The organism is Methylomicrobium album BG8 (genome assembly GCF_000214275.2).
Classification (GTDB): domain Bacteria; phylum Pseudomonadota; class Gammaproteobacteria; order Methylococcales; family Methylomonadaceae; genus Methylomicrobium; species Methylomicrobium agile.
In genome coordinates, this window is record NZ_CM001475.1 from 3,338,809 (window position 1) to 3,359,025 (window position 20,217).

Below are 20,217 nucleotides of genomic sequence, written 5' to 3' on the forward strand. Positions count from 1 at the left end.
TTTTATGCGTTGGTGGGCCCTGTAGGACTTGAACCTACGACCTGCCGATTATGAGTCGGACGCTCTAACCAACTGAGCTAAGGGCCCGTGTTCGTTTTTTAGTCGCCGTCAAGAAAACAGCGCAGCTGTTCCGATCTCGATGGATGCCGCAGCTTTCTGAGCGCCTTGGCTTCGATCTGGCGTATTCTTTCGCGGGTCACATCAAACTGCTTGCCGACTTCTTCGAGCGTATGGTCGGTATTCATATTGATGCCGAAACGCATCCTGAGCACCTTCGCTTCACGCGCGGTCAGTCCCGCCAGCACGTTTTGCGTCGATTCGCGCAAGCCGGCAATTGTAGCAGATTCGACCGGCGATAGCACTCTCGAATCTTCGATAAAATCGCCCAGATGCGAATCTTCGTCATCGCCGATCGGCGTTTCCATCGAAATCGGCTCTTTCGCGATCTTCAGCACCTTGCGCACCTTGTCTTCGGGCATTTCCATCCGCACGGCCAGTTCTTCCGGCGTCGCCTCGCGGCCCAGTTCCTGCAGGATCTGCCGGGAAATCCGGTTCAGCTTGTTGATCGTTTCGATCATGTGCACCGGAATCCGGATCGTACGCGCCTGATCCGCGATCGAGCGGGTAATCGCCTGGCGAATCCACCAGGTCGCGTAGGTCGAGAATTTGTAACCGCGCCGGTATTCGAATTTATCGACCGCTTTCATCAGGCCAATGTTGCCCTCCTGAATCAGGTCGAGGAACTGCAGGCCGCGATTCGTGTATTTTTTCGCGATCGAGATGACCAGACGCAAGTTCGCTTCGATCATTTCCTTTTTCGCACGCCGCGATTTGGCCTCGCCGATCGACATGCGCCGGTTGATGTCTTTCAGGCCGTTGATCGTCAGACCGAATTTCGCTTCGATCTCGCCCAGGGCCTTGATCGCCTTACGGAGTTCCTTTTCATGCGGCTTCAACGCTTCCGCGTACTTGCTGCCCTCCTCCAGGCAGCGGTCCAGCCAGACCGGATTGCTCTCGTCCTCGGTAAACATCGCGATGAATTCCGGACGCGGCATTTTTGCATGCTTGGTGCAGATGTCCAGAATGATTCTTTCCTGCTCGCGAACGCTTGCAACGCCTTCGGGAATGATTCCGGACATTTTTTTCAGATACTGGGGCGTCCATTTGAATTCCATGAACAAATCGGCCAGCACATCGAACGCCTGCTCGGTTTCCGCACTCGCATAGCCGTATTTCTTGCAGGCATTGGTCGCGACCTGCAATTGCACCCTTAACCGCTCGACTTTTTCGCTGACCTCTTCGAGATTCAGCCCTTTCAGCTCTTCGTCGGCCGGAGCGGTGTCCTCGACATCTTCCGCGCCGGTCTGCGCCACGCTCAAGTCGTCGGTTTCGCTGTAATCGGCGAAACCGGTGATCAGATCGTTCAGGCGGATGCCGCCCTCGTCGGCCGAAATCGAATTGTAGGATTGCAGAAAGTCGTCCACCACCACGCAGGAGCGTGCCAGAGCCTTGACCAGCTGCTGCTGCCCTTCTTCAATCCTTTTCGCGATTTTCAATTCGTCCGCCCGAGTCAACAGCTCGACCGAACCCATTTCGCGCATGTACATTCGGACCGGATCGGTAGTCCGTCCGAATTCGCTGTCGACCGAGGCCAGCGCGGCAACTTCTTCCGCGTCTTCGTCATCGGTCGTGACCGCGGCCGCGTCGGTAATCAATGAGTCTTCATCGGGTGCAACTTCGTAGACCTGGATCCCCATGTCATTGATCATGCCGATGAAATCATCAATTTGCTCGGGATCGACAATGTCACTCGGCAAGTGGTCATTAATTTCGGCATAAGTCAGGAAGCCCTGAATTTTGCCTCTGGCAATCAATTGTTTAATCTGAGACTGTTGCTGTTCTTGATTCATCATTCACTCACCGGATATGCAATTCAGCAGAATTACACGTAACAGGCAATTCTACTATATAAACTTATGATTTGGCACTTACTTTTTGAGCGCCAACAACTTGCGCAGGGACTCTTTTTCTTCGAGAGTCAGTACTTTTTTAGACAAAAGCCGCTCCAATTCATTTTCCGCGGACTGTTTGAGCAAACCGGCGAGCGCATCGAGAAAAACGTTTTCGATATTTTCCGGCGCGATCAACAGTTCCAGAAACGCGAGCCCCTTGACCGGCTTTTCATCGTCCGAACCGCGGTATGACTCGAGCAGCACGGCAGTAGTTGCAGGTTTCTGCGCCCAAATCACTTCTACAATATTCTTGAACAGTTCGACGCCGGAAAATATCAGCGTGCTCCAATCGATTTCCCGCAATTCGGAACGCTCGGCCAAACAGGGATTCTGCACCAACAAGGCAGCCGCCATCCGCGCGGCAGTCATTCGGGTTTTATCTCGCTGGCTTTGAAGACGGGCGTTTCGATTAAGTGTAGACTCATTCTTCGAAACATCCAGTGTATTAAACTCGGACAAAGTCTTGAGTCTAGTAAACATCATTTCCCTAAAAACACCTGCCGGCAATTTTTCAAGGTAAGGGCGGGCCTTGCCGACCAGTTGCGCACGCCCTTCGAGACTGGACAACTGCAAACCTCTGGCGATCTGGGCAAAAAAATAATCGGATAACACCTCGGACTCCCGCACCCGGGCCTGAAACCGCTCGACGCCCTCCTTGCGCACCAGCGAATCGGGATCCTCGGCCTCGGGCAATAACATAATGCGCACCTGACGCCCGTCCTTAAGGCAGGGAAACACCGCCTCCATCGCGCGCCATGCCGCTTCCCTTCCCGCGCGATCGCCGTCAAAACAAAACACCAGTTCCGCCGAAAAACGGAACAACAGTTCGGCATGAGCCTGCGATGCGGCGGTACCCAAAGCGGCTACGGCATTATCGATACCGGATCCCGCCAGCGCGATCACATCCATGTAACCCTCGACCAGCAAAATCCGTTCCGGCTTGGCATTTTTTTTCAGCAATTCGTAGAGGCCGTAAACCTCCCTGCCTTTATGAAATAGGGATGTTTCTGGAGAATTCAAATATTTTGGGGTAGAATCGTCCAGTACTCGGCCGCCGAAGCCGATGATCCGGCCGCGCTTGTCGCGAATCGGAAACATCACGCGGCCGCGAAACCGGTCGTACGCATGGCCCGCGTCATTTCTGACCGCCAGACCGGTATCCAGCAAAGCTTGCGAATTAAACCGCCCCGATAAAGACTGCCACGCATCGGGCGCGTAACCGAGCCGGTATTCCCTCATCAGCTGATCGTCTACACCCCGGCCCCGCAAATAATCGAGCGCCGCGGCACCCGCTTTCGCGTACAATTGATCCGTATAGAAAGCCGTCGCCTGCTCCATCAATTGATACAGATTACCGAGATCGTCTTTTTTCTGCGGCGAACCTCGGGCGGAAACGGATTCCTTTGGAACGTCGACCCCAACGAACGCCGCCAAATCCTCAACCGCTTCGACAAAGTCGAGCCGATTGAATTCCATTAAAAATGTGATCGCATTGCCGCTCGCTCCGCAGCCGAAGCAGTAATAGAACTGCTTGTTGCGGTTGACCGAAAAGCTCGGCGTCTTTTCGGTATGAAAAGGACAGCGGGCGATAAAATTCGCCCCCGTTTTTTTGAGAGGAAGATGCGCATCGATAAGATCGACGATATCGACCCGCACCAGAAGGTCATCGATAAACTGACGAGGTATGCGTCCCTCGGACATAGGTTAAAGCGATTCGCAGGGAGGTTTATCCTCCCAAAGCGGCCTTGATTTTTTGGCTGACTAACGCCATATCGGCACGTCCCTGCATTTTCGGCTTCAAGAGACCCATGACTTTACCCATGTCTTTGATCGACGCGGCGCCGGATTCGGCGATCGCTTCCCTCACCATCGCCTCGATTTCGGCATCGCTCAGCGCCGCCGGCAGAAACTCCTGAATGATTCTGACTTCGGCCTCTTCCGCCTCGGCCAAATCGTTGCGGCCCGCATCGCCGTACTGCTTGATCGATTCGCGCCGCTGTTTCAGCATTTTGTCCAGCACCTGGATGGCCCGGTCGTTATCGAGCGTAATGCGCTCGTCGACTTCGACCTGTTTGAAAGCCGCCAGAATCAAACGGATCACGCCCAGTTTGAATTTGTCTCCGCCTTTCATGGCGGCTTTCATTTCGTCCTTGATACGATCCGTCAATAATTCCATCGCCCGAACCGGAAATTAAGTCGTAGGCCGGCCGCGGCGCAGATTTTTCAACGCATAACGCTCGCGTGCCAGTTTCTTCAAATGCCGTTTGACCGCCGCAGCCCCTTTACGCTTGCGTTCCGTGGTCGGTTTTTCGTAAAACTCGCGGCGACGGACTTCGGCCAAGACGCCGGCTTTTTCACAGGCGCGTTTAAAGCGGCGAATGGCGATATCGAAAGGTTCGTTTTCTTTAATTTTGACTGACGGCATTATTAGGGTTCCAAATTTCCGGTTGTGTTAAGATTTAAAAAACAAGGGCATTACTGCACCCACTCTAGTAAACTCCTAATTATACCTTTCTTTTGGCTCATTTTCAAAACCTGATGATCGTTTTAGGCATAGAAACCTCTTGCGACGAGACCGGCGTCGCGCTTTACCATTCCGAACAGGGACTGTTGTCCGATCTCCTCTACAGCCAGATCGACCTGCACCGCGAGTACGGCGGCGTCGTACCGGAACTGGCATCGCGCGATCATATCCGCAAACTGGCGCCGATGATCCGGCAGGCGCTTCGGGACAGCGGACTGGCACACCACGATATCGGCGGCATCGCCTATACCGCAGGCCCCGGCCTGATCGGCGCCCTACTGGTCGGCGCCGCGACCGCGCGCAGCCTGGCCTGGGCCTGGCAAGTGCCGGCGGTCGCCGTGCATCACATGGAAGGCCATCTGCTGGCGCCGATGCTGGAGCCGGAGCCGCCGAAATTCCCGTTCGTCGCCCTCTTGATTTCCGGCGGCCATACGCAACTGGTCGAAGTCGAAGGCATCGGCCGCTACCGGATCCTCGGCGAATCGCTCGACGACGCCGCCGGCGAAGCCTTCGACAAGACCGCCAAGATGCTCGGCCTGAGCTATCCGGGCGGCCCCAAACTGTCGGCCCTGGCCGGGACCGGAAAGCCGCGATTCGCCTTTCCGCGCCCGATGACCGACCGTCCCGGCCTGGATTTCAGCTTCAGCGGACTGAAAACTTTCACGCTGAATACTTTGCAGGCAACCGCCCGAAGCGAGCAGGACAAGGCCGACATCGCCCTCGCCTTTCAGGGCGCGGTCGCCGACACGCTGACGATCAAATCCCGGCGCGCGCTCCGGCAGACCGGGCTTAAAACGCTGGTGGTCGCAGGCGGCGTCAGCGCCAATATCCAAATCCGCGCCTCGCTCCGCGCAATGGCGGAAAAGGAAAATGCCGCGATTTATTTTCCCCGGCCCGCCTTCTGCACCGACAACGGCGCGATGATCGCCTATGCAGGCTGCCAGCGCTTATTGGCCGGCCAGCAGGAACCGCTTGCGATCAAGGCCAGGCCGCGCTGGCCGATCGGCGAATTGACGGCCGCCGGTTGATTTGTCGGGCGGATGCCGCGATAGGCGATCCGCCAATCCGAGGTTCCGGAAACCCGTTCGATATCCTGCCCCGTTCCGAATGGCGGAACCCGGTAAACCGGTTCCGCCTTACGGACTAAGCCGGTTCGATCAGGCTCGGATCGTAATCGGCCGGGGCTTCGAAGCCGAGCAGATTCAGCACGGTCGCCGCCATATTCGACAAGCCCGGCGTCGCTAAATCCTCGCGCAATTTGAACGCCGGCTCCGGCTCCCCGGAAATCAGCACGAACGGCACCGGATTCAGCGTATGAGAGGTCTTGGCCTTGGCTCGCCCTTCCGCATCCCGGCTCACGTTGCCCTTTTTATCCAGTTCGTACATTTCGTCGGCATTACCGTGGTCGGCGGTGATGATCGCGGTGCCTTTCGCTTCCAGAATCACCGGAATCAAACGGGCCAATTGCAGATCGAGCCCCTGCATCGCGGTCACTGCCGCCTCGAAATTGCCGGTATGCCCGACCATGTCGCCGTTGGCGTAGTTGACGCGCAAATAGCGGTATTTGCCGCTTCGAACCGCGTCGATCAAGGTATCGGTGATTTCGGCGCATTTCATCCACGGACGCTGCTCGAACGGCACCACATCGCTCGGGATTTCAACATAGGTTTCCAGCGTGTCGTCGAACTTGCCGGTGCGGTTGCCGTTCCAGAAATAGGTGACGTGGCCGTATTTCTGCGTCTCGCTGATCGCGTATTGCGCAATGCCGTTTTTGGCCAAGTATTCGCCCATCGTTCTGTCGATCGCCGGCGGCTGGACCAGAAAGCGCGGCGGCAGTTTGGTATCGCCGTCGTACTGCATCATGCCGGCATAGGTAACTTTCGACAAGGGGCCGCGCGGAAAGGCGGTAAAGTTCTCTTCGGTAAAAGCGCGGGAAATCTCGATCGCACGGTCGCCGCGGAAATTGAAGAACACCACCGCGTCGCCGTCGACGATCGGTCCCAGCGGCTTGCCGTCTTTGGCGATCACGAAACCGGGCAGATCCTGGTCGATCACCTTCAACTCGTTGCGGTAGGTGACGATGGCTTCATGGGCGCTGGCGAACTGCCGGCCCTCGCCGCGCACGTGGATGTCCCAACCGCGCTGCACCATCGCCCAGTGCGCCTCGTAACGGTCCATCGTGATGGTCATGCGGCCGCCGCCGGAGGCGATCGCCACGTCGAACGCGGGGCTGCGCAAGCCGTCCAGAAAGGCTTCGAACGGATCGACGTAATCCAGCGCCGAAGTTTCGCCTACATCGCGGCCGTCCAGCAGAATGTGGATGCGCACCTTCGATACGCCTTCTTTCCGGGCTTGCTCCAGCATCGCGCGCAGATGGTCGATATGCGAGTGCACGTTACCGTCGGAAAACAGGCCGATGAAATGCAGCGTGCCGCCTTGTTTGGCGGCAGCGACGATTTCGTGCCATGCCCGACCTTGCCACAAATTGCCGCTGGCGATCGATTCCGCAACCAGCTTGGCGCCCTGGGCGAACACACGGCCCGCACCAATCGCATTATGGCCGACTTCGCTGTTACCCATGTCTTCATCGCTGGGCATTCCGACCGCGGTGCCGTGCGCGCGCAGAGCGGTCATGGGGAAATTCGCCATCAGCTTATCCAGCATGGGCGTGCGCGCGGTTTTGACCGCATCACCGTCCTCGCGCGGAGAAATACCCACGCCATCGAGCACGATCGTAACGATGGGACCGGGACAAGGAGCAAAGCGGGAAGATTTTTCTAATTTCATAATTTTTCGAATAAGCCAAAATAAACGAGATAGGGCCGTTGAAGCACAAAATAGCTATTCTATCATGCGCAAGGCGGATGCCGTCACGGCTGGATCGATGCGGCCACGAGAGAGGCCATGGACAGAGAGATTGCCCCAGAGAAGCGAAAACACGTAGGGCGGATTCGCCGCCAGGCAATCCGCCGCGCTTTGAAGAGGATTGGCGTTTTGCTATCGCGAAAACGCCCTACAACGCTGCTCTTCATAACGCTTGACGTGGATAACAGTATCTACGTCCTTATAGTCGCACCCATCTACACGCTATGCCCTAACGATCTTTCGGAGATTAGGCTCAAAGCGCGAACGAGGGCAAACGCCCGTGTTGGAAGTCAAAGAAGGCCTCGCGCATCGGTATAAGCTTTGCCGGGACGCCGGTAACCGGGACAGTCGATACTGACCCTTTCGACGGGCTCGCCAAGGCGCAACGCCGTCAACTGCCCGCCCCACAAACAACCCGTATCGATCGCATAGCAATTGTGCCCCTCGTAATAGCCGAGCTGCGACCAATGCCCGAAGACGATCCGCAAATCGGCATTCCGCCGGTTCGGCGCGGCGAACCAGGGCGCCAAATGGCCCGGCTGCGAGCCGGGCGGGCCGTCGTTCTCGAAGTCGAGCCGGCCTTCCGCGTCCACGTAGCGCATCCGCGTGAAGCAATTGACGATGAAACGCAACAGTTGCACGCCTTCCAGATCTTCCGACCAGAGATCGGGCTGGTTGCCGTACATCTGGCCCAAAAACCGCCGGTAATCGCCGCTTCGCAGGACGCTTTCGGCCAGCCTCGCCATTTCCTGCGCTTTTTCCAGGCCCCATTGCGGCGGCAGTCCCGCATGCAGCAGGCAGAATTCGCCGTCGGCGTGGAGCAGCGGGCGGAACCGGAGCCAGTCGATCAGATCGTCCGCATCCTCGGCCTCCAGAACCGGGCGGAGGGTATCCTTTTTATGCACGATGCCGGAGTCATAGGCCGCCAAAAGATGCAGGTCGTGGTTGCCGAGCACGACGACCGCCGTATCGCCCAAAGACTTGACGAAGCGCAGCACTTCCAGCGATTTCGGCCCCCGGTTGACCAGATCGCCGGCAAACCAGAGCCGGTCGGAATCGGGATCGAAGGCGATCGTGTCGAGCAGTTTCAGCAGGTCGTCATAGCACCCCTGCACGTCGCCGATTGCATAAATCGCCATCGGCTTAATGCAGAGTCCGGGGAATCGACAGCGTAAAACGCGGGATTGCCGCGTTGAAGTGACTGCCGTCGTCGGTGCGCATCGTGTACTCGCCCTGCATCGTGCCGACCGGCGTCTCGATCATCGCGCCGCTGGTATAACGGAAAAAGTCGCCCGGCTTCAGATATGGTTGTTCGCCGACCACTCCGTCGCCGCGGACTTCCTGGATCTTGCCGTTCGCATCGGTGATCAGCCAGTGCCGGGACAAGAGCCTCGCTCCCGCCGCCCCCAGGTTGGTGATCGTGATCGTATAGGAAAACACATACCGGCCTTCCTCCGGCACGGACTGCGCTTCGACATAATGCGGAGCCGTTTCAATCAGAATTTTATTTTTTTCACTCATCATTCAATAAACAAATCTTTGTAAACATCGCCGGCAAGCGGCTACGATCGGAGCAGGGTTATTTCATCCTAACTTGACCGCCGGCGCAAGCGGTACGGGATTAAAGAGATCAGCGGGTTTTACCAATCCGGCTTCCCTACAGTATCATAAGAGGATTCGCAGCGGCTTAATGCGCCAGGCGGCTCCGTTCCACTCTCATTCGGAAAAAGACTTTGCATATTCACATACTCGGCATCTGCGGCACCTTCATGGGCGGCCTGGCGGTGATCGCCAGGCAAATGGGGCACCATGTCACCGGCTCCGACCGGAACGTCTATCCGCCGATGAGCACGCAACTGGAATCTCAGGGGATTCTTTTAATGGAAGGCTACCGGGCCGAAAATCTCGATCCGAAGCCGGATCTGGTGGTCATCGGCAATGCGCTGTCGCGCGGCAATCCGGAGGTCGAGGCCGTGCTGAACCGGGGCCTGGATTATGTCTCCGGACCCGAATGGCTCGCCAGGCATGTGCTGCGGGACCGCTGGGTGCTCGGCGTGGCGGGCACGCACGGCAAGACGACTACAACGAGCATGCTGAGCTGGATACTCGAACATCAGGGTTTCAAGCCCGGCTTTCTGATCGGCGGCATTCCGCTTAATTTCGGCGTATCGGCACGGCTTGGGGAATCGTCTTTCTTTGTCGTCGAGGCGGACGAATACGACTCGGCGTTTTTCGACAAACGCTCGAAATTCGTGCACTACCGGCCCCGAACCGTGATCTTGAACAATCTCGAATACGACCATGCGGACATTTTTCCGGATCTCGACGCGATCAAGAAACAGTTTCACCACCTGGTCCGGACGATTCCGGGCGAAGGTCTGATCATCGCCCCGGAAAACGAACCGAATATTCGAGACGTGCTCAACATGGGCTGCTGGACGCCGGTCGAGCGGACCTCGATCAACGGCGCGGCCGGATGGAATGCCCAGCTCGTCAAAGCCGACGGCAGCCGCTTTACGGTTTATCATGAGGGAATCGGGCAAGGCGAGGTCGATTGGCCGCTGACCGGCGAGCACAACGTGTCGAACGCACTGGCTGCAATCGCCGCCGCGCATCATGCCGGCATCCGCTCCACGGACGCGATCGACGCTCTGGCCCGGTTCCGGAACGTGAAACGGCGGATGGAAGTGATTGCGAAACTCGACAACGTGACTGTCTATGACGATTTCGCGCATCACCCGACCGCGATCGCGACCACGCTGGACGGCCTGCGCAAACAGGTCGGCCCGGAACGCATCATCGCGGTCGTCGAACCGCGTTCGAACACGATGCGCCTCGGCGTTCATACCGAAACTTTGGCAAAATCATTGAACCAGGCCGATCGGGCGCTGATCTATCAGCCCAAAGAATTAAACTGGGATCTGAGCCAGCTGAAACGCCATGCCTCGAACATCGAGATTTGCGAAAGCCTCGACCAGATCATCGCCCGGCTAAAACTGGAAGCGCGCTACGGCGGCCATTTCGTGTTGATGAGCAACGGCAGTTTTGGCGGCATTTATGCCGGATTATTGGCAGAATTACGCTAATAACATTGTAAGGGGCGGAACACGGTAGCGGTTCCGCCATAGGCAACTCCCAGTTGGCGGAACCGCTATCGCGTTCCGCCCTACACATTTTTTCAACCCTAATTTTATAGTCCGATCCCAACCATGAAACCGATCCGCATCGCAACGCGCAAAAGCCCGCTCGCACTGTGGCAGGCAAACCATGTCGCCGCCCTGCTGGAACGACATTTTCCGGGTATCCGGACCGAACTGGTGCAAATGACGACGCGGGGCGACAAGATGCTCGACGCGCCGCTCGCCAAAGTCGGTGGCAAGGGCCTGTTCGTAAAGGAACTCGAACAGGGCATGCTCGAAGGCGAGGCCGACATCGCGGTGCACTCGATGAAGGACGTACCGGTCGAATTTCCGGATGGGCTGCATCTGGCGGCGATACTCAAGCGCGAGGATCCTACCGACGCGCTGGTGTCGAACCGCTTCGCAGGCCTCGACGAATTGCCTGCCAACGCCCGGATCGGCACTTCGAGCCTGCGCCGGCAATGCCAGATCAAACAGCGTTTCCCGAATGCCGAAATCCTTCAGCTCCGGGGCAACGTGAACACTCGGCTCGCCAAACTCGACGCCGGCGATTTCGATGCGGTGATCCTGGCCTCGGCCGGCCTGATACGCCTGGAAATGGCGGGCAGGATCCGGGAGCGCCTCGATCCGGCGATCAGCCTGCCCGCGATCGGCCAGGGCGCGATCGGTATCGAATGCCGCCGCGACGACGCGGAAATCAATGCCCTGTTCGGCGTCCTGCACGACAGCGATACCGCCGTTTGCGTCCGCGCGGAACGCGCAATGAATGCCCGGCTGCAAGGCGGCTGCCAGGTGCCGATCGCGGGATTCGCCGAGAAACACGGCGAACGCCTGTTCATGCGCGGACTGGTCGGCGCGCCGGACGGCTCGGTGATTTACCGCAGCGAGAGCCGGGATGACCTGGACCGGGCGGAAGACTTGGGCAGACACATCGCCGAAGATCTTCTGGCGCAAGGCGCCGATCGAATCCTCGCCGCATTGTATCCGGGATGAGTTCACTGAACGGGGCGCACGTCCTGGTGACTCGCCCGCAACATCAGGCCCACAATCTATGCCGCCTGATCGAACGTCAGCAAGGCATCGCGGTCGCCTTCCCGACTATCGAAATCGTTGCCGCGAACGGCCGCGACCGGATCGCCGAAGTGCTGGCAAACCTGCATCGCTTCCAATGGGTTGTTTTCATTAGCGCAAATGCAGTAAATTTTGCACTGCTCGCGAATGATGGCAAAATAGAACAATTTAGCAATGTACGGATTGCCGTAATCGGGGCCGCGACAGCGAAGGCGCTTGCCGCCGCCGGTCTAACGGCCGATCTTGAACCCGCAGGCGGCTCGGACAGCCGGACACTGCTCGCGATGCCGGCAATGCAGCAGGTTTCGGGCCAGCGCATCCTGATCGTGCGCGGCGCAGGCGGCCTCGACACGTTGCGCGAGGGACTCGTCAATCGCGGCGCGGCGGTCGATTATCTGGATGTTTATCGAAGAAAGCGCCCGCTTGCGGATCCGGCGCCGGTACTGGATTTGCTGGAACAAAAGCGGCTCGAACTGATCGTAGCGACCAGCGGCGAAGCCTTAAAAAACCTATTGATCATGCTGGGCGAAAAAGGGCGAAACCTGGCGTTGGCCACTTCTCTGATAGTCGTCAGCGGCCGTATCCGCCAACTGGCAGAAGACAGCGGGTTTGAACGAATTTATGTAACGGATAGCCCTTCGGATACAGTAATTCTCGAAAAAATAATAACTTGGGCAACAGGTGAAAAAAGTGGCCGAACTGAATGAACAAATAGAAGGGAATGCGGAAAATCTGGTGAAAACACGGCGATCCCGCAGCGGATTCTGGTTCGGCATCGTTATCATTCTGACCATTCTCGCCATCGCCGGCGCCGGTTACTATTTACTGTCGCAACTCAGGGAGCGGCAAACCAGTCTGGGCGGCGAAGTCCAGCAAGAGATGGCCAAGAAAATTTCCGATTACCAGGCCCAGTTGACCGCGATTCAGGAACAATTGTCCACGCTCGAAACAACGGTCACGAACCGGGACGATCACTTTACCAAAAGGCTCGACGAAGTCTCCCGGTTACACAGCGAAAAGCTGGATACGGCGCGTAAAGAACTGAACGAGGAAATTACCCGCCTGCAGCGCCAGCTCGGCAAGACACGCGGCGACTTGCTGATTGCGGACGCCGAATACCTGCTCGGCACCGCCAATGAAAGACTGCAGCTGGTCGGCGACGTGAATACGGCGCGGGAAGCGCTCGAAGCCGCCGACGAGCGCCTTCACGAAAGCGGCGACGCGGCCGTATTCAAGGTGCGCGAGGAAATCGCCAAAGAAATCGCCTCGTTGAAAAACGTGGAGGCAGCCGACATCGTCGGACTCTACGCTTCGTTGCAAAGCCTTCAGGAAACCTCCGGGAATCTTACCCTGCTGTTGCCCTACGCCGGCAAGGCGCTGAGCCCTTCGACCGAAATCCACAGCCATGCCGACAGCAATGAGCCTTCTCATGAACTGCTGGACTCGGCAATTGAAAGGCTGCACGGCATCGTGACAATCCGCCATACCGATCAACCAGTCAAGGAAACCCTGACTCCGGAAGAAGCTCAATTCATCCGCGAACAACTGCGCGCGAAACTGGAAACGGTCAAGGTCGCGCTGGTGCAGCAGAACGAAGCGCTATACAAAGCCGCCCTGGACGATGCGAAAAAATGGACCGAAGAGAACTTCACGCCGAACCCGGAAACGCGCAAATTCATCACTGAAATCGACCGGTTCAAGGCCATCAATATCCGGAGCCATTTCCCCGACATCAGCGAATCGTTGAAACTGCTCAGAAACATTACCAAATTACGGGTCGAAACCGATAAGGCTCTGCAGGCTGCGCCGGCCGCAAAACCGGCACCCGAACAAAAACCGCTGCCATCGGAACCGGCACCGGCACAGGTCCCTCCGCCTGCCGCTCAGCCGCAACAACCTGTTCAGATTGCCCCCATCCAACCGGAACCGAATAAAAAATGAAAAAGATTCTTTATTTCCTGGGGCCGGTATTTATCACGATTGCCGCGGCACTGGGGGCCTATTACGGATTCAAGAGTCTGGAAACGCCCGGCTATGTCCTGGTAGGAATCGGCCACTGGTCGATCGAGACGACGCTGGCCGCTTTCGTGGTCGCTTTGATCCTCGCGTTTTTTTTGCTTTATATCTTCTTCCGCTTGCTCGGCTGGCTGTTCCGGTTGCCGGGCCAGCTTAAGAAACGCGGCAGCCACATCAAATTCAACCGTTCGCAGGAAGCGTTGATCGCGGGGCTGGTCGATTCGGCGGAAGGCAACTGGGAACAGGCGGAAAAAATTCTGATCAAGCATGCCTCCCATAGCGGCGCGCCGTTGATCCATTACTTGACCGCCGCCCGCGCGGCTCAGTCGCGCGGTGCGTTCGATAAACGCGACGAATATCTGCAGAAAGCCGCCGATCAGGCGCCCGGTTCGAATATCGCAATCGGTCTGACCCAGGCCGAACTGCATCTGTCCGGCAACCAGTTCGACCAGGCGCTCGAAACGCTGGCCAAACTGCACTCGATCAATCCGACGCATGCGAGCGTATTGAAATTGCTGCATCAAACCTATCAACAGGTCGGTGATTGGGAAGCGATACGGAAACTGCTGCCTTCGCTTCATCACAACAAGGTATTGATGGAAGCCGAGGTCAAACTGCTCGAAACCGAAACCTTCAGCCGGCTGCTGAAACAGGCCGCCGAACTCGGCGATGCGAGCCAGATCGCTCTGCTCTGGAGCGAAACGCCGGCGCACATTAAAAAAATGCACGGCATGTCGGCGATCTATTTTGCCGCGATGATCGAAGCCGGCGCCGGCGCCCGGATCGAAGAAGAGCTTGCGCATACGCTGTCGGTCAATCTGGACGACACTTTGCTGGTTCTGTACGGCAGCATACAATCGAACGACGCGGCCGGACAATTGGCGACCGCCGAACAATGGCTGACCGCAGGTCCCGGCAACGCGGTGCTGTTATCGACTCTCGGCAAGCTCTCCCTGCAGTTGGGCGGTGGCGAAAAAGCCGAAAGCTATCTGAACCGAAGCATTACGCTCGACCCGAGCGTAGACGCCTATCAACTACTGGGCGATTTGTACTTTGGTCAGAACGAAAAGGACAAGGCTTGCGAGAGCTATAAATCCGCGCTGGAGCTCTCTTCCAGCGAAATCGTGACCCGTCTGGACCAAATCGTCGAACACGAAGAATAGCCCAGCCCGAGCTAGCGTGACATCCTGGCGGTATTTACCGTTCCCCGGCGCGTATGCGTAGCGGAGAGAGGGAAACTCAGAGAAAATGGCTGCTCTCTCCCGCGAGTATACAGTGAACAAGAACGGCCAGAATGATCAGGCCGACGCCGCCCGATTTTTCCCGTCCCAGAACGGCGACTTCTTGATTTCGTTCGACAAAAACCCGATAAATTTCCGGATCAGCTTGCGGTTGTAGCCGATCAATTGTTTTATCCGGGTCTTGGAGGCGCCGCCGAGATCCTCCGTGGCGCGGGGAATCGCGTTGATGAAGGACCGCAAAGGATCGACCACCCGCATCTGAAACAGCACGGAAATATCCGACGGCAACTCTTTCGCAAAATGCGCGAGGCGGTCGTAGTTTCGCGCGCCCGGCTTTAACACCTCTTCCTGCAGCTGCTGAATGACGGCGGCGTAGCGGATCGCCGTCTGCTGGGAGATGTGATGCATCGCGAAACGCGTGGGCTCAAGGATCGCCTGTTCGAAATAGTGCATCGCCTTGTCGGGGCTGCGTTGAATCAGGCTGACCGTCGCCTGGGTATTTTCCCGCAGCAGCCGTTGTTTTTGTTTGATGACCTCCCGGCTGTGGTCGACGAAGCCCTGCAACAAGCCGATGTTGCGCCGAATCTCGCCTAATACCGGCCTGACCATTCTCTCGTCGATTCCATTTTTGATCTGGTAGCGCAACTCGTAAATCTTGTCCAGCGTCGATTTCTCGAGCTCTTTCTGTGCTGCCGCCAGTTTCGTTTCCAAATCGCCGATATAGGTATCGCGCTCGGCCAAGGTCGTTTTCAAAAACGCAATGGTCTCTTTGTTCAACTCCAACTGCATCGTTAATGTCGAAACCTGATCTTCCAGCCGATTCAGCTTGATCAACAAATCGCTTTGGACCGTGTCGCTATTCGATTCCATGCATTCCCCCTTTTGATGATGTTATTGTTATAGTTTATGGTTGACCGGACCAGCGCATTGATAACAAGCACCACCAAAAAAGTCAATCAATATTAATCAATTACATGTTTTAAACCGAAACGGAGCCGCAAAAACGGCGATGGATTCCGGATTGGAAACGCACGCGGGAGGCACTGCTTGCGCATCGGTTACAAACTGCCGCAAGACTGGAGGCGACTCCTCGAATCAGTAATGGGGAGGAATCTCGTGAACCGTTTCGCCGGTATTGCCGGTTTCGGCCAACAGATTCTGCATCCGCTCGTTCAAAAGGCGGCAGATGCCTTCGAGCCGGTCTATTTGCTGTTGCTGCTGACTGACGACCCGATTCAAGGCCTGCAGTAAATCTTCCTGATAGGCGGCCTTGATTTCGAGTTCTATGATCCTTTCTTCGTTCATTGCTTGCTTCTTAAATAACTTTCGAAAACTGCTGCCGGTTTTTTTGCGCCAGATAGCGGTCGAATACCATGCAGATATTGCGGATCAGCAAACGGCCCGCCGGAGAGACCGCAATTCCTTCGGCCGACAATGCCAATAAGCCGTCGGCCTGCATCGGCTTCAAAACTTCGATTTCGCGAGCGAAATAGTCGGCGAAATCGATCGCAAATTTTTTTTCGATTACCGCGAAACTCAATTCGAAATGGCAGATCAATTGGGTAATCACCGCCCGGCGCAGTTTGTCGTCCTGATCGAGATCGACGCCTTTGAACACCGGCAGTTTATGGTGGCGGATCAATTTGTCGTAGGTTTCGAGGTCTTTCACGTTCTGGATATACGCATCCCCCACCCGGCCGATCGACGTAATCCCGAACCCGACCAGGTCGCAATCCGAATGCGTGGAATAACCCTGGAAATTACGGTACAGCTTGCCTTCGCGCTGCGCGATCGCGAGCTCGTCGTCGGGCCTTGCAAAATGGTCCATGCCGATATACGCATAGCCGGCCTCGGTCAGCCGCAAGCCGACCATTTGCAGGATGGCCAGCTTCACGTCCGGGGCCGGCAAGTCGGCTTCATGGATTTGACGTTGGGTCTTGAACCGCGTCGGCAAGTGCGCATAATTGAACACCGACAGCCGGTCCGGCCGCGCGGCCAGAATCCTGTCGAGCGTTTTGGAAAAAGTTTCGACCGTTTGCAGCGGCAGGCCGTAGATCAGATCGATATTGGTCGAGCGAAAGCCGTGCCTGCGCGCAGCTTCCATCACGCTGAAGGTCTGTTCCTCACTTTGCAGCCGGTTCACCGCCCGCTGCACTTTCGGATCGAAATCCTGCACGCCCAGGCTGATCCGGTTGAAGCCCAGCCCGCGCAGCTGTTCGATGGTACCTTCATGCGTTTCCCGGGGGTCGATCTCGATCGAATATTCGCCGCGGTCGTCGTCCCGCAGCGAAAAATGGGCGCGCGTGACCGCCATCAGCCGCTGCATCTGGTCGTCGCTCAAAAAAGTTGGGGTTCCCCCGCCCCAGTGCAGTTGATCGACAACCCGGCTTTTATCGAACAACGCGCCCTGCATGGCGATCTCCTTGCAGAGATTATCCAGATACGGCACCGCATGCCCGCGATTTTTGGTCACGATCTTGTTGCAGGCGCAATAAAAGCAGACCGTATCGCAAAACGGCAGATGAAAATACAAGGACAACGGGCCGCCCGCCCGGTTCGATTTGGCGATATGCCAGCGGTAATCGGTATCGGTGAACCCCTCGTGCAGTTCGAGTGCGGTCGGGTAGGAGGTATAACGCGGCCCGGCCTTATCGTAGCGGTTGATCAGGTTCAGGTCGAAAATGATTGATTGATCCATGGAGAAGAAAATGGGTCCCGGCAAGGAATAAACGCTTTAAAAGTAAGCTTATTGTAGACGCAGTCGCGAGCGGGCGTCCACGATCGCAAGCAAACTCGGCCAATCCTGAATGCTGTTGTCCATCAAAAAACGAACCGGCTTCCATTTTGGCCGGTTTCGTTGAAAAATTTCGACTTTTATCGAACGCAGCGGATCCGGAAGCCAAACCGGAAATGCTCTTCGCTGACATTTTTCCCGTTTCTCATCAGGAGAATTCCATGAATACCGACCGTCCCCCTCTTGTCGTCGAAAAATTGTCGGCTTTTCTCACCACGCCGCTGGAAACGATTTTGCGCCGCCGCATAGCCGCCGATCCATCTCGCCATGCGCTGCAACTGTTCAAAACGGCCGCCGCCGAGGTACCGGCTTACCGGCTATTTCTGCAGGAGCGCGGCATCGATCCGGACTCGATCGTCGCTGGCGGCGGATTTGCTTCGCTCCCGCTCATGGACAAAGCCAACTACATGCATAAATACCCGTTGCCGGCGCGCTGCAAAGACGGCCTGCTCGCCGCCTGCGACCGGCTCGCGGTATCTTCGGGATCGACCGGAATCCCGACTTTCTGGCCGCGCGCAATGACGGACGAACTGGACATCGCCTCGCACTTCGAGCATGTGTTTCGCCACAGCTTCCGCGCCGACCGGCGCGCTACGCTGGCCGTCGTCTGTTTCCCGCTCGGCAATTGGGTCGGCGGCGTGTTTACGGCTTCATGCTGCTGGCATCTGGCGCAGAAAGGCTATCCGCTAACCGTCGCCACCCCGGGCAACAAGCCGGACGAAATCCTGCGCGTGGTGCGCGAACTGGGCCCCTTTTTCGAACAGACGGTGCTGCTCGGCTATCCGCCTTTCGTGAAGGACGTCATCGATACCGGCGCGGCCCAAGGGCTCGACTGGTCCACGCTCCACATCAAGTTTGTCTTCGCCGGCGAAGTGTTCAGCGAAGAATGGCGCAGCCTGATGCTGCAGCGGGTCGGATCGGCCGCGCCCTGCCACGGCTCCGCGTCGCTCTACGGCACCGCGGACGGCGGCGTGCTCGGCAACGAGACCCCGCTCAGCATCGCGATCCGGCGCTTTCTATCCGAGCACCCGGACGTCGCCCGCGAACTGTTCGGCGAATCGCGCCTGCCGACTCTGGTTCAATACGATCCGGTCAGCCGCTACTTCGAGTTGATCGACGAGAATACGCTGGCGGTAACCGGCGATAACGGCGTGCCGCTGATCCGCTACCACATCGCCGACCGGGGCGGACTGATCGGCCATGACGAGCTGATCGCTTTTCTTCAGGCGCGGGGTCTGGCTGCGCTCGAGAATTACGGCTTCCAAGGCGAAGCCTTCCCCCTGCCCTTCGTTTGGATATTCGGCCGCGCCGATTTCACCGTGTCCTTTTACGGCGCCAATATCTACCCGGAAAACGTAGTGGTGGGCCTGGAGCAGCCGGAATTGGCGAACCGGGTCAGCGGCAAATTCGTCATGGAGGTCAAAAACGACCGGAACGGCTCCGAATTCCTGTGCATCGCGGTCGAACTCCTGCCCGGCGTCATGGCCGACGCCGGCATAGAAGCGGCCGCGGCGTCCGCTGTGCATACGCAGTTACTCAGGCTGAACAGCGAGTTCGCCAACTATGTGCCGCCGCCCCGGCAGATGCCCCGGATCGAGCTCAGGCCGTTCGGCGATCCGGAATATTTTCCCGTCGGCGTCAAGCACCGCTATACCCGGCGCCAGACGCCTGCTTGAAGCCTTATCTCCGCGGTGTAATGCGGGAAATCGAAGAACCGATCGTCAAAGACTTGTCTAATCGGCAAGGTAAAAAGGTTGAATTCTGGACGGCGCCGACTATAATATCGATTCGATACTTAAATTACTGACGGAGGCCTTTTATGAAATTGCGCAAAATCCTCACCCTGCTGTCGGCGGCAGCCGGTTTATCTTTGGCAAGCGGCGCGACGATAGCCGAAACCGAAGGTTACCTATCGATCTGGAGTTCTACGGTTAAAGTCACCGGAAAAGGCGACAAAAAAACACTGGCGATGGACATCCAGACCGCAAAACCGATTCCGGTCGACGGCAAATCCGGCGCCTTCGGCTATGCGGCGCTGACCGACAACGCCAATAATCTGCTGGTGTTGGTAACCCATTTGCAGATCGACGACAGTTCGCACGAAGATGCTACCAACGGCTTTCATACCCATGTCCTCGATCTGAAAGAGCCAACCGCCGCCTGCGCGGGCGCCAACTTCGAAGTGGACTTGGAAAATTCGGCCAAAAATGCCGCCTTCGACGCCGATTACCCGTGGAAGGTCAAAGGCAGCAAGATTTCGGTCGAAAACGTGCCGGTCAAGGATTTAGGGGATGCGGGCGTCGATACGATCGTTTCGTTTACGTTGAAACCGGTACTGGACGCCCAGCAAAAACCGACCAACCTGTGCGTGACCGTGGCCGACAAAGGCTAACGGAAAAAGCTGCCGCCTGCCCGGAAGCGGCATGACAGGATGATCGAGATTCGACTCAGGCAGGTGTTGAAGTAAGGTAACGCTTACTTTTCTACAAAAACAGCCGGCTTTTTTCCGCTGGCTGTTTTCTTTGCCGGGCCATTTATTCCGCACCCGATTTAT

At 57.1% G+C, this 20,217-nt stretch carries 18 protein-coding genes and 1 tRNA gene; 8 read left to right on the top strand and 11 right to left on the bottom strand.

Going from position 1 to position 20,217, the window contains the following annotated elements; genetic code table 11:
• Nucleotides 1–10: 10 nt before the first annotated feature.
• The 5 genes from METAL_RS14360 to rpsU form a co-directional block, all read right to left on the bottom strand.
• A tRNA-Ile gene (locus METAL_RS14360) sits at nucleotides 11–87 on the bottom strand.
• Between the two features lie 11 nt (nucleotides 88–98).
• The gene (rpoD, locus tag METAL_RS14365; RefSeq protein ID WP_005373380.1) at nucleotides 99–1,910 is read right to left on the bottom strand and encodes an RNA polymerase sigma factor RpoD; all 1,812 of its coding nucleotides are present in this window, start codon (nucleotides 1,908–1,910) and stop codon (nucleotides 99–101) included.
• A 78-nt stretch (nucleotides 1,911–1,988) separates the two neighbouring features.
• A complete protein-coding gene (dnaG, locus tag METAL_RS14370) occupies nucleotides 1,989–3,713 on the bottom strand; it encodes a DNA primase (RefSeq protein WP_005373382.1) in 1,725 nt (574 codons plus the stop codon).
• A 25-nt stretch (nucleotides 3,714–3,738) separates the two neighbouring features.
• Complete coding sequence (locus tag METAL_RS14375; protein WP_005373384.1) at nucleotides 3,739–4,188, bottom strand: GatB/YqeY domain-containing protein; 450 nt, start codon at nucleotides 4,186–4,188, stop codon at nucleotides 3,739–3,741.
• Between the two features lie 15 nt (nucleotides 4,189–4,203).
• Complete coding sequence (gene rpsU, locus METAL_RS14380; protein WP_005373386.1) at nucleotides 4,204–4,437, bottom strand: 30S ribosomal protein S21; 234 nt, start codon at nucleotides 4,435–4,437, stop codon at nucleotides 4,204–4,206.
• Nucleotides 4,438–4,550: 113 nt separating this feature from the next.
• On the opposite strand from rpsU, the gene tsaD reads away from it, so the two are divergent.
• Nucleotides 4,551–5,564 carry a tRNA (adenosine(37)-N6)-threonylcarbamoyltransferase complex transferase subunit TsaD gene (tsaD, locus tag METAL_RS14385; RefSeq protein ID WP_005373387.1) on the top strand — a complete coding sequence of 338 codons (1,014 nt, stop codon included), beginning with the start codon at nucleotides 4,551–4,553 and terminating at the stop codon, nucleotides 5,562–5,564.
• Between the two features lie 115 nt (nucleotides 5,565–5,679).
• Here the strand turns inward: tsaD and gpmI are convergent, their stop codons facing one another.
• The 3 genes from gpmI to apaG all read right to left on the bottom strand — a co-directional run bounded on the left by gpmI (nucleotide 5,680) and on the right by apaG (nucleotide 8,925).
• Nucleotides 5,680–7,323, bottom strand: a complete 1,644-nt coding sequence (gene gpmI, locus METAL_RS14390; RefSeq protein WP_005373389.1) for a 2,3-bisphosphoglycerate-independent phosphoglycerate mutase — start codon at nucleotides 7,321–7,323, stop codon at nucleotides 5,680–5,682.
• A gap of 368 nt (nucleotides 7,324–7,691) precedes the next feature.
• Nucleotides 7,692–8,540 carry a symmetrical bis(5'-nucleosyl)-tetraphosphatase gene (locus METAL_RS14395; RefSeq protein WP_005373390.1) on the bottom strand — a complete coding sequence of 283 codons (849 nt, stop codon included), beginning with the start codon at nucleotides 8,538–8,540 and terminating at the stop codon, nucleotides 7,692–7,694.
• A 4-nt stretch (nucleotides 8,541–8,544) separates the two neighbouring features.
• Nucleotides 8,545–8,925 (bottom strand): Co2+/Mg2+ efflux protein ApaG, encoded by a 381-nt coding sequence (apaG, locus tag METAL_RS14400; RefSeq protein ID WP_425357659.1) that lies wholly within the window; start codon nucleotides 8,923–8,925, stop codon nucleotides 8,545–8,547.
• Between the two features lie 209 nt (nucleotides 8,926–9,134).
• Between apaG and mpl the strand changes: the two genes are divergently transcribed.
• The 5 genes from mpl (at nucleotide 9,135) to METAL_RS14425 (ending at nucleotide 14,791) form a co-directional block, all read left to right on the top strand.
• Nucleotides 9,135–10,487, top strand: a complete 1,353-nt coding sequence (gene mpl / locus METAL_RS14405; RefSeq protein ID WP_005373392.1) for a UDP-N-acetylmuramate:L-alanyl-gamma-D-glutamyl-meso-diaminopimelate ligase — start codon at nucleotides 9,135–9,137, stop codon at nucleotides 10,485–10,487.
• A gap of 123 nt (nucleotides 10,488–10,610) precedes the next feature.
• Entirely contained in the window at nucleotides 10,611–11,534 is a 924-nt protein-coding gene (gene hemC / locus METAL_RS14410) for a hydroxymethylbilane synthase (RefSeq protein WP_005373393.1), read from the top strand.
• Nucleotides 11,531–12,319 (top strand): uroporphyrinogen-III synthase, encoded by a 789-nt coding sequence (locus tag METAL_RS14415; RefSeq protein WP_005373394.1) that lies wholly within the window; start codon nucleotides 11,531–11,533, stop codon nucleotides 12,317–12,319. The genes hemC and METAL_RS14415 overlap by 4 nt, the downstream gene beginning before the upstream one ends.
• Nucleotides 12,303–13,553 carry a uroporphyrinogen-III C-methyltransferase gene (locus METAL_RS14420; protein WP_005373395.1) on the top strand — a complete coding sequence of 417 codons (1,251 nt, stop codon included), beginning with the start codon at nucleotides 12,303–12,305 and terminating at the stop codon, nucleotides 13,551–13,553. Before METAL_RS14415 ends, METAL_RS14420 begins: the two co-directional genes overlap by 17 nt.
• Complete coding sequence (locus tag METAL_RS14425; RefSeq protein WP_005373396.1) at nucleotides 13,550–14,791, top strand: heme biosynthesis protein HemY; 1,242 nt, start codon at nucleotides 13,550–13,552, stop codon at nucleotides 14,789–14,791. The genes METAL_RS14420 and METAL_RS14425 overlap by 4 nt, the downstream gene beginning before the upstream one ends.
• Nucleotides 14,792–14,926: 135 nt before the next feature.
• Here the strand turns inward: METAL_RS14425 and METAL_RS14430 are convergent, their stop codons facing one another.
• The 3 genes from METAL_RS14430 to hemN all read right to left on the bottom strand — a co-directional run bounded on the left by METAL_RS14430 (nucleotide 14,927) and on the right by hemN (nucleotide 17,567).
• Entirely contained in the window at nucleotides 14,927–15,739 is an 813-nt protein-coding gene (locus METAL_RS14430; protein WP_005373397.1) for a hypothetical protein, read from the bottom strand.
• Nucleotides 15,740–15,964: 225 nt separating this feature from the next.
• Nucleotides 15,965–16,174: a SlyX family protein gene (locus METAL_RS14435; protein WP_005373399.1), complete on the bottom strand. Its 210-nt coding sequence runs from the start codon at nucleotides 16,172–16,174 to the stop codon at nucleotides 15,965–15,967.
• A 10-nt stretch (nucleotides 16,175–16,184) separates the two neighbouring features.
• Nucleotides 16,185–17,567, bottom strand: coding sequence for an oxygen-independent coproporphyrinogen III oxidase (gene hemN / locus METAL_RS14440; protein WP_005373400.1), 1,383 nt, complete (start codon nucleotides 17,565–17,567; stop codon nucleotides 16,185–16,187).
• A 257-nt stretch (nucleotides 17,568–17,824) separates the two neighbouring features.
• Here hemN and METAL_RS14445 point away from each other — a divergent pair, with 257 nt between their 5' ends.
• On the top strand, nucleotides 17,825–19,339 hold the full coding sequence (locus tag METAL_RS14445; RefSeq protein WP_005373401.1) for a phenylacetate--CoA ligase family protein: 1,515 nt from the start codon (nucleotides 17,825–17,827) through the stop codon (nucleotides 19,337–19,339).
• Between the two features lie 143 nt (nucleotides 19,340–19,482).
• Nucleotides 19,483–20,055 carry a hypothetical protein gene (locus METAL_RS14450; RefSeq protein ID WP_005373402.1) on the top strand — a complete coding sequence of 191 codons (573 nt, stop codon included), beginning with the start codon at nucleotides 19,483–19,485 and terminating at the stop codon, nucleotides 20,053–20,055.
• Nucleotides 20,056–20,217 lie beyond the last annotated feature (162 nt).

Bases quoted from the DNA above. Each gene is read 5' to 3' on its own strand.
- rpoD (WP_005373380.1), bottom strand. From the start codon at position 1,910: ATGAATCAAGAACAGCAACAGTCTCAGATTAAACAATTGATTGCCAGA.
- dnaG (WP_005373382.1), bottom strand. From the start codon at position 3,713: ATGTCCGAGGGACGCATACCTCGTCAGTTTATCGATGACCTTCTGGTG.
- METAL_RS14375 (WP_005373384.1), bottom strand. From the start codon at position 4,188: ATGGAATTATTGACGGATCGTATCAAGGACGAAATGAAAGCCGCCATG.
- rpsU (WP_005373386.1), bottom strand. From the start codon at position 4,437: ATGCCGTCAGTCAAAATTAAAGAAAACGAACCTTTCGATATCGCCATT.
- tsaD (WP_005373387.1), top strand. From the start codon at position 4,551: ATGATCGTTTTAGGCATAGAAACCTCTTGCGACGAGACCGGCGTCGCG.
- gpmI (WP_005373389.1), bottom strand. From the start codon at position 7,323: ATGAAATTAGAAAAATCTTCCCGCTTTGCTCCTTGTCCCGGTCCCATC.
- METAL_RS14395 (WP_005373390.1), bottom strand. From the start codon at position 8,540: ATGGCGATTTATGCAATCGGCGACGTGCAGGGGTGCTATGACGACCTG.
- apaG (WP_425357659.1), bottom strand. From the start codon at position 8,925: ATGATGAGTGAAAAAAATAAAATTCTGATTGAAACGGCTCCGCATTAT.
- hemC (WP_005373393.1), top strand. From the start codon at position 10,611: ATGAAACCGATCCGCATCGCAACGCGCAAAAGCCCGCTCGCACTGTGG.
- METAL_RS14415 (WP_005373394.1), top strand. From the start codon at position 11,531: ATGAGTTCACTGAACGGGGCGCACGTCCTGGTGACTCGCCCGCAACAT.
- METAL_RS14425 (WP_005373396.1), top strand. From the start codon at position 13,550: ATGAAAAAGATTCTTTATTTCCTGGGGCCGGTATTTATCACGATTGCC.
- METAL_RS14430 (WP_005373397.1), bottom strand. From the start codon at position 15,739: ATGGAATCGAATAGCGACACGGTCCAAAGCGATTTGTTGATCAAGCTG.
- METAL_RS14435 (WP_005373399.1), bottom strand. From the start codon at position 16,174: ATGAACGAAGAAAGGATCATAGAACTCGAAATCAAGGCCGCCTATCAG.
- hemN (WP_005373400.1), bottom strand. From the start codon at position 17,567: ATGGATCAATCAATCATTTTCGACCTGAACCTGATCAACCGCTACGAT.
- METAL_RS14445 (WP_005373401.1), top strand. From the start codon at position 17,825: ATGAATACCGACCGTCCCCCTCTTGTCGTCGAAAAATTGTCGGCTTTT.
- METAL_RS14450 (WP_005373402.1), top strand. From the start codon at position 19,483: ATGAAATTGCGCAAAATCCTCACCCTGCTGTCGGCGGCAGCCGGTTTA.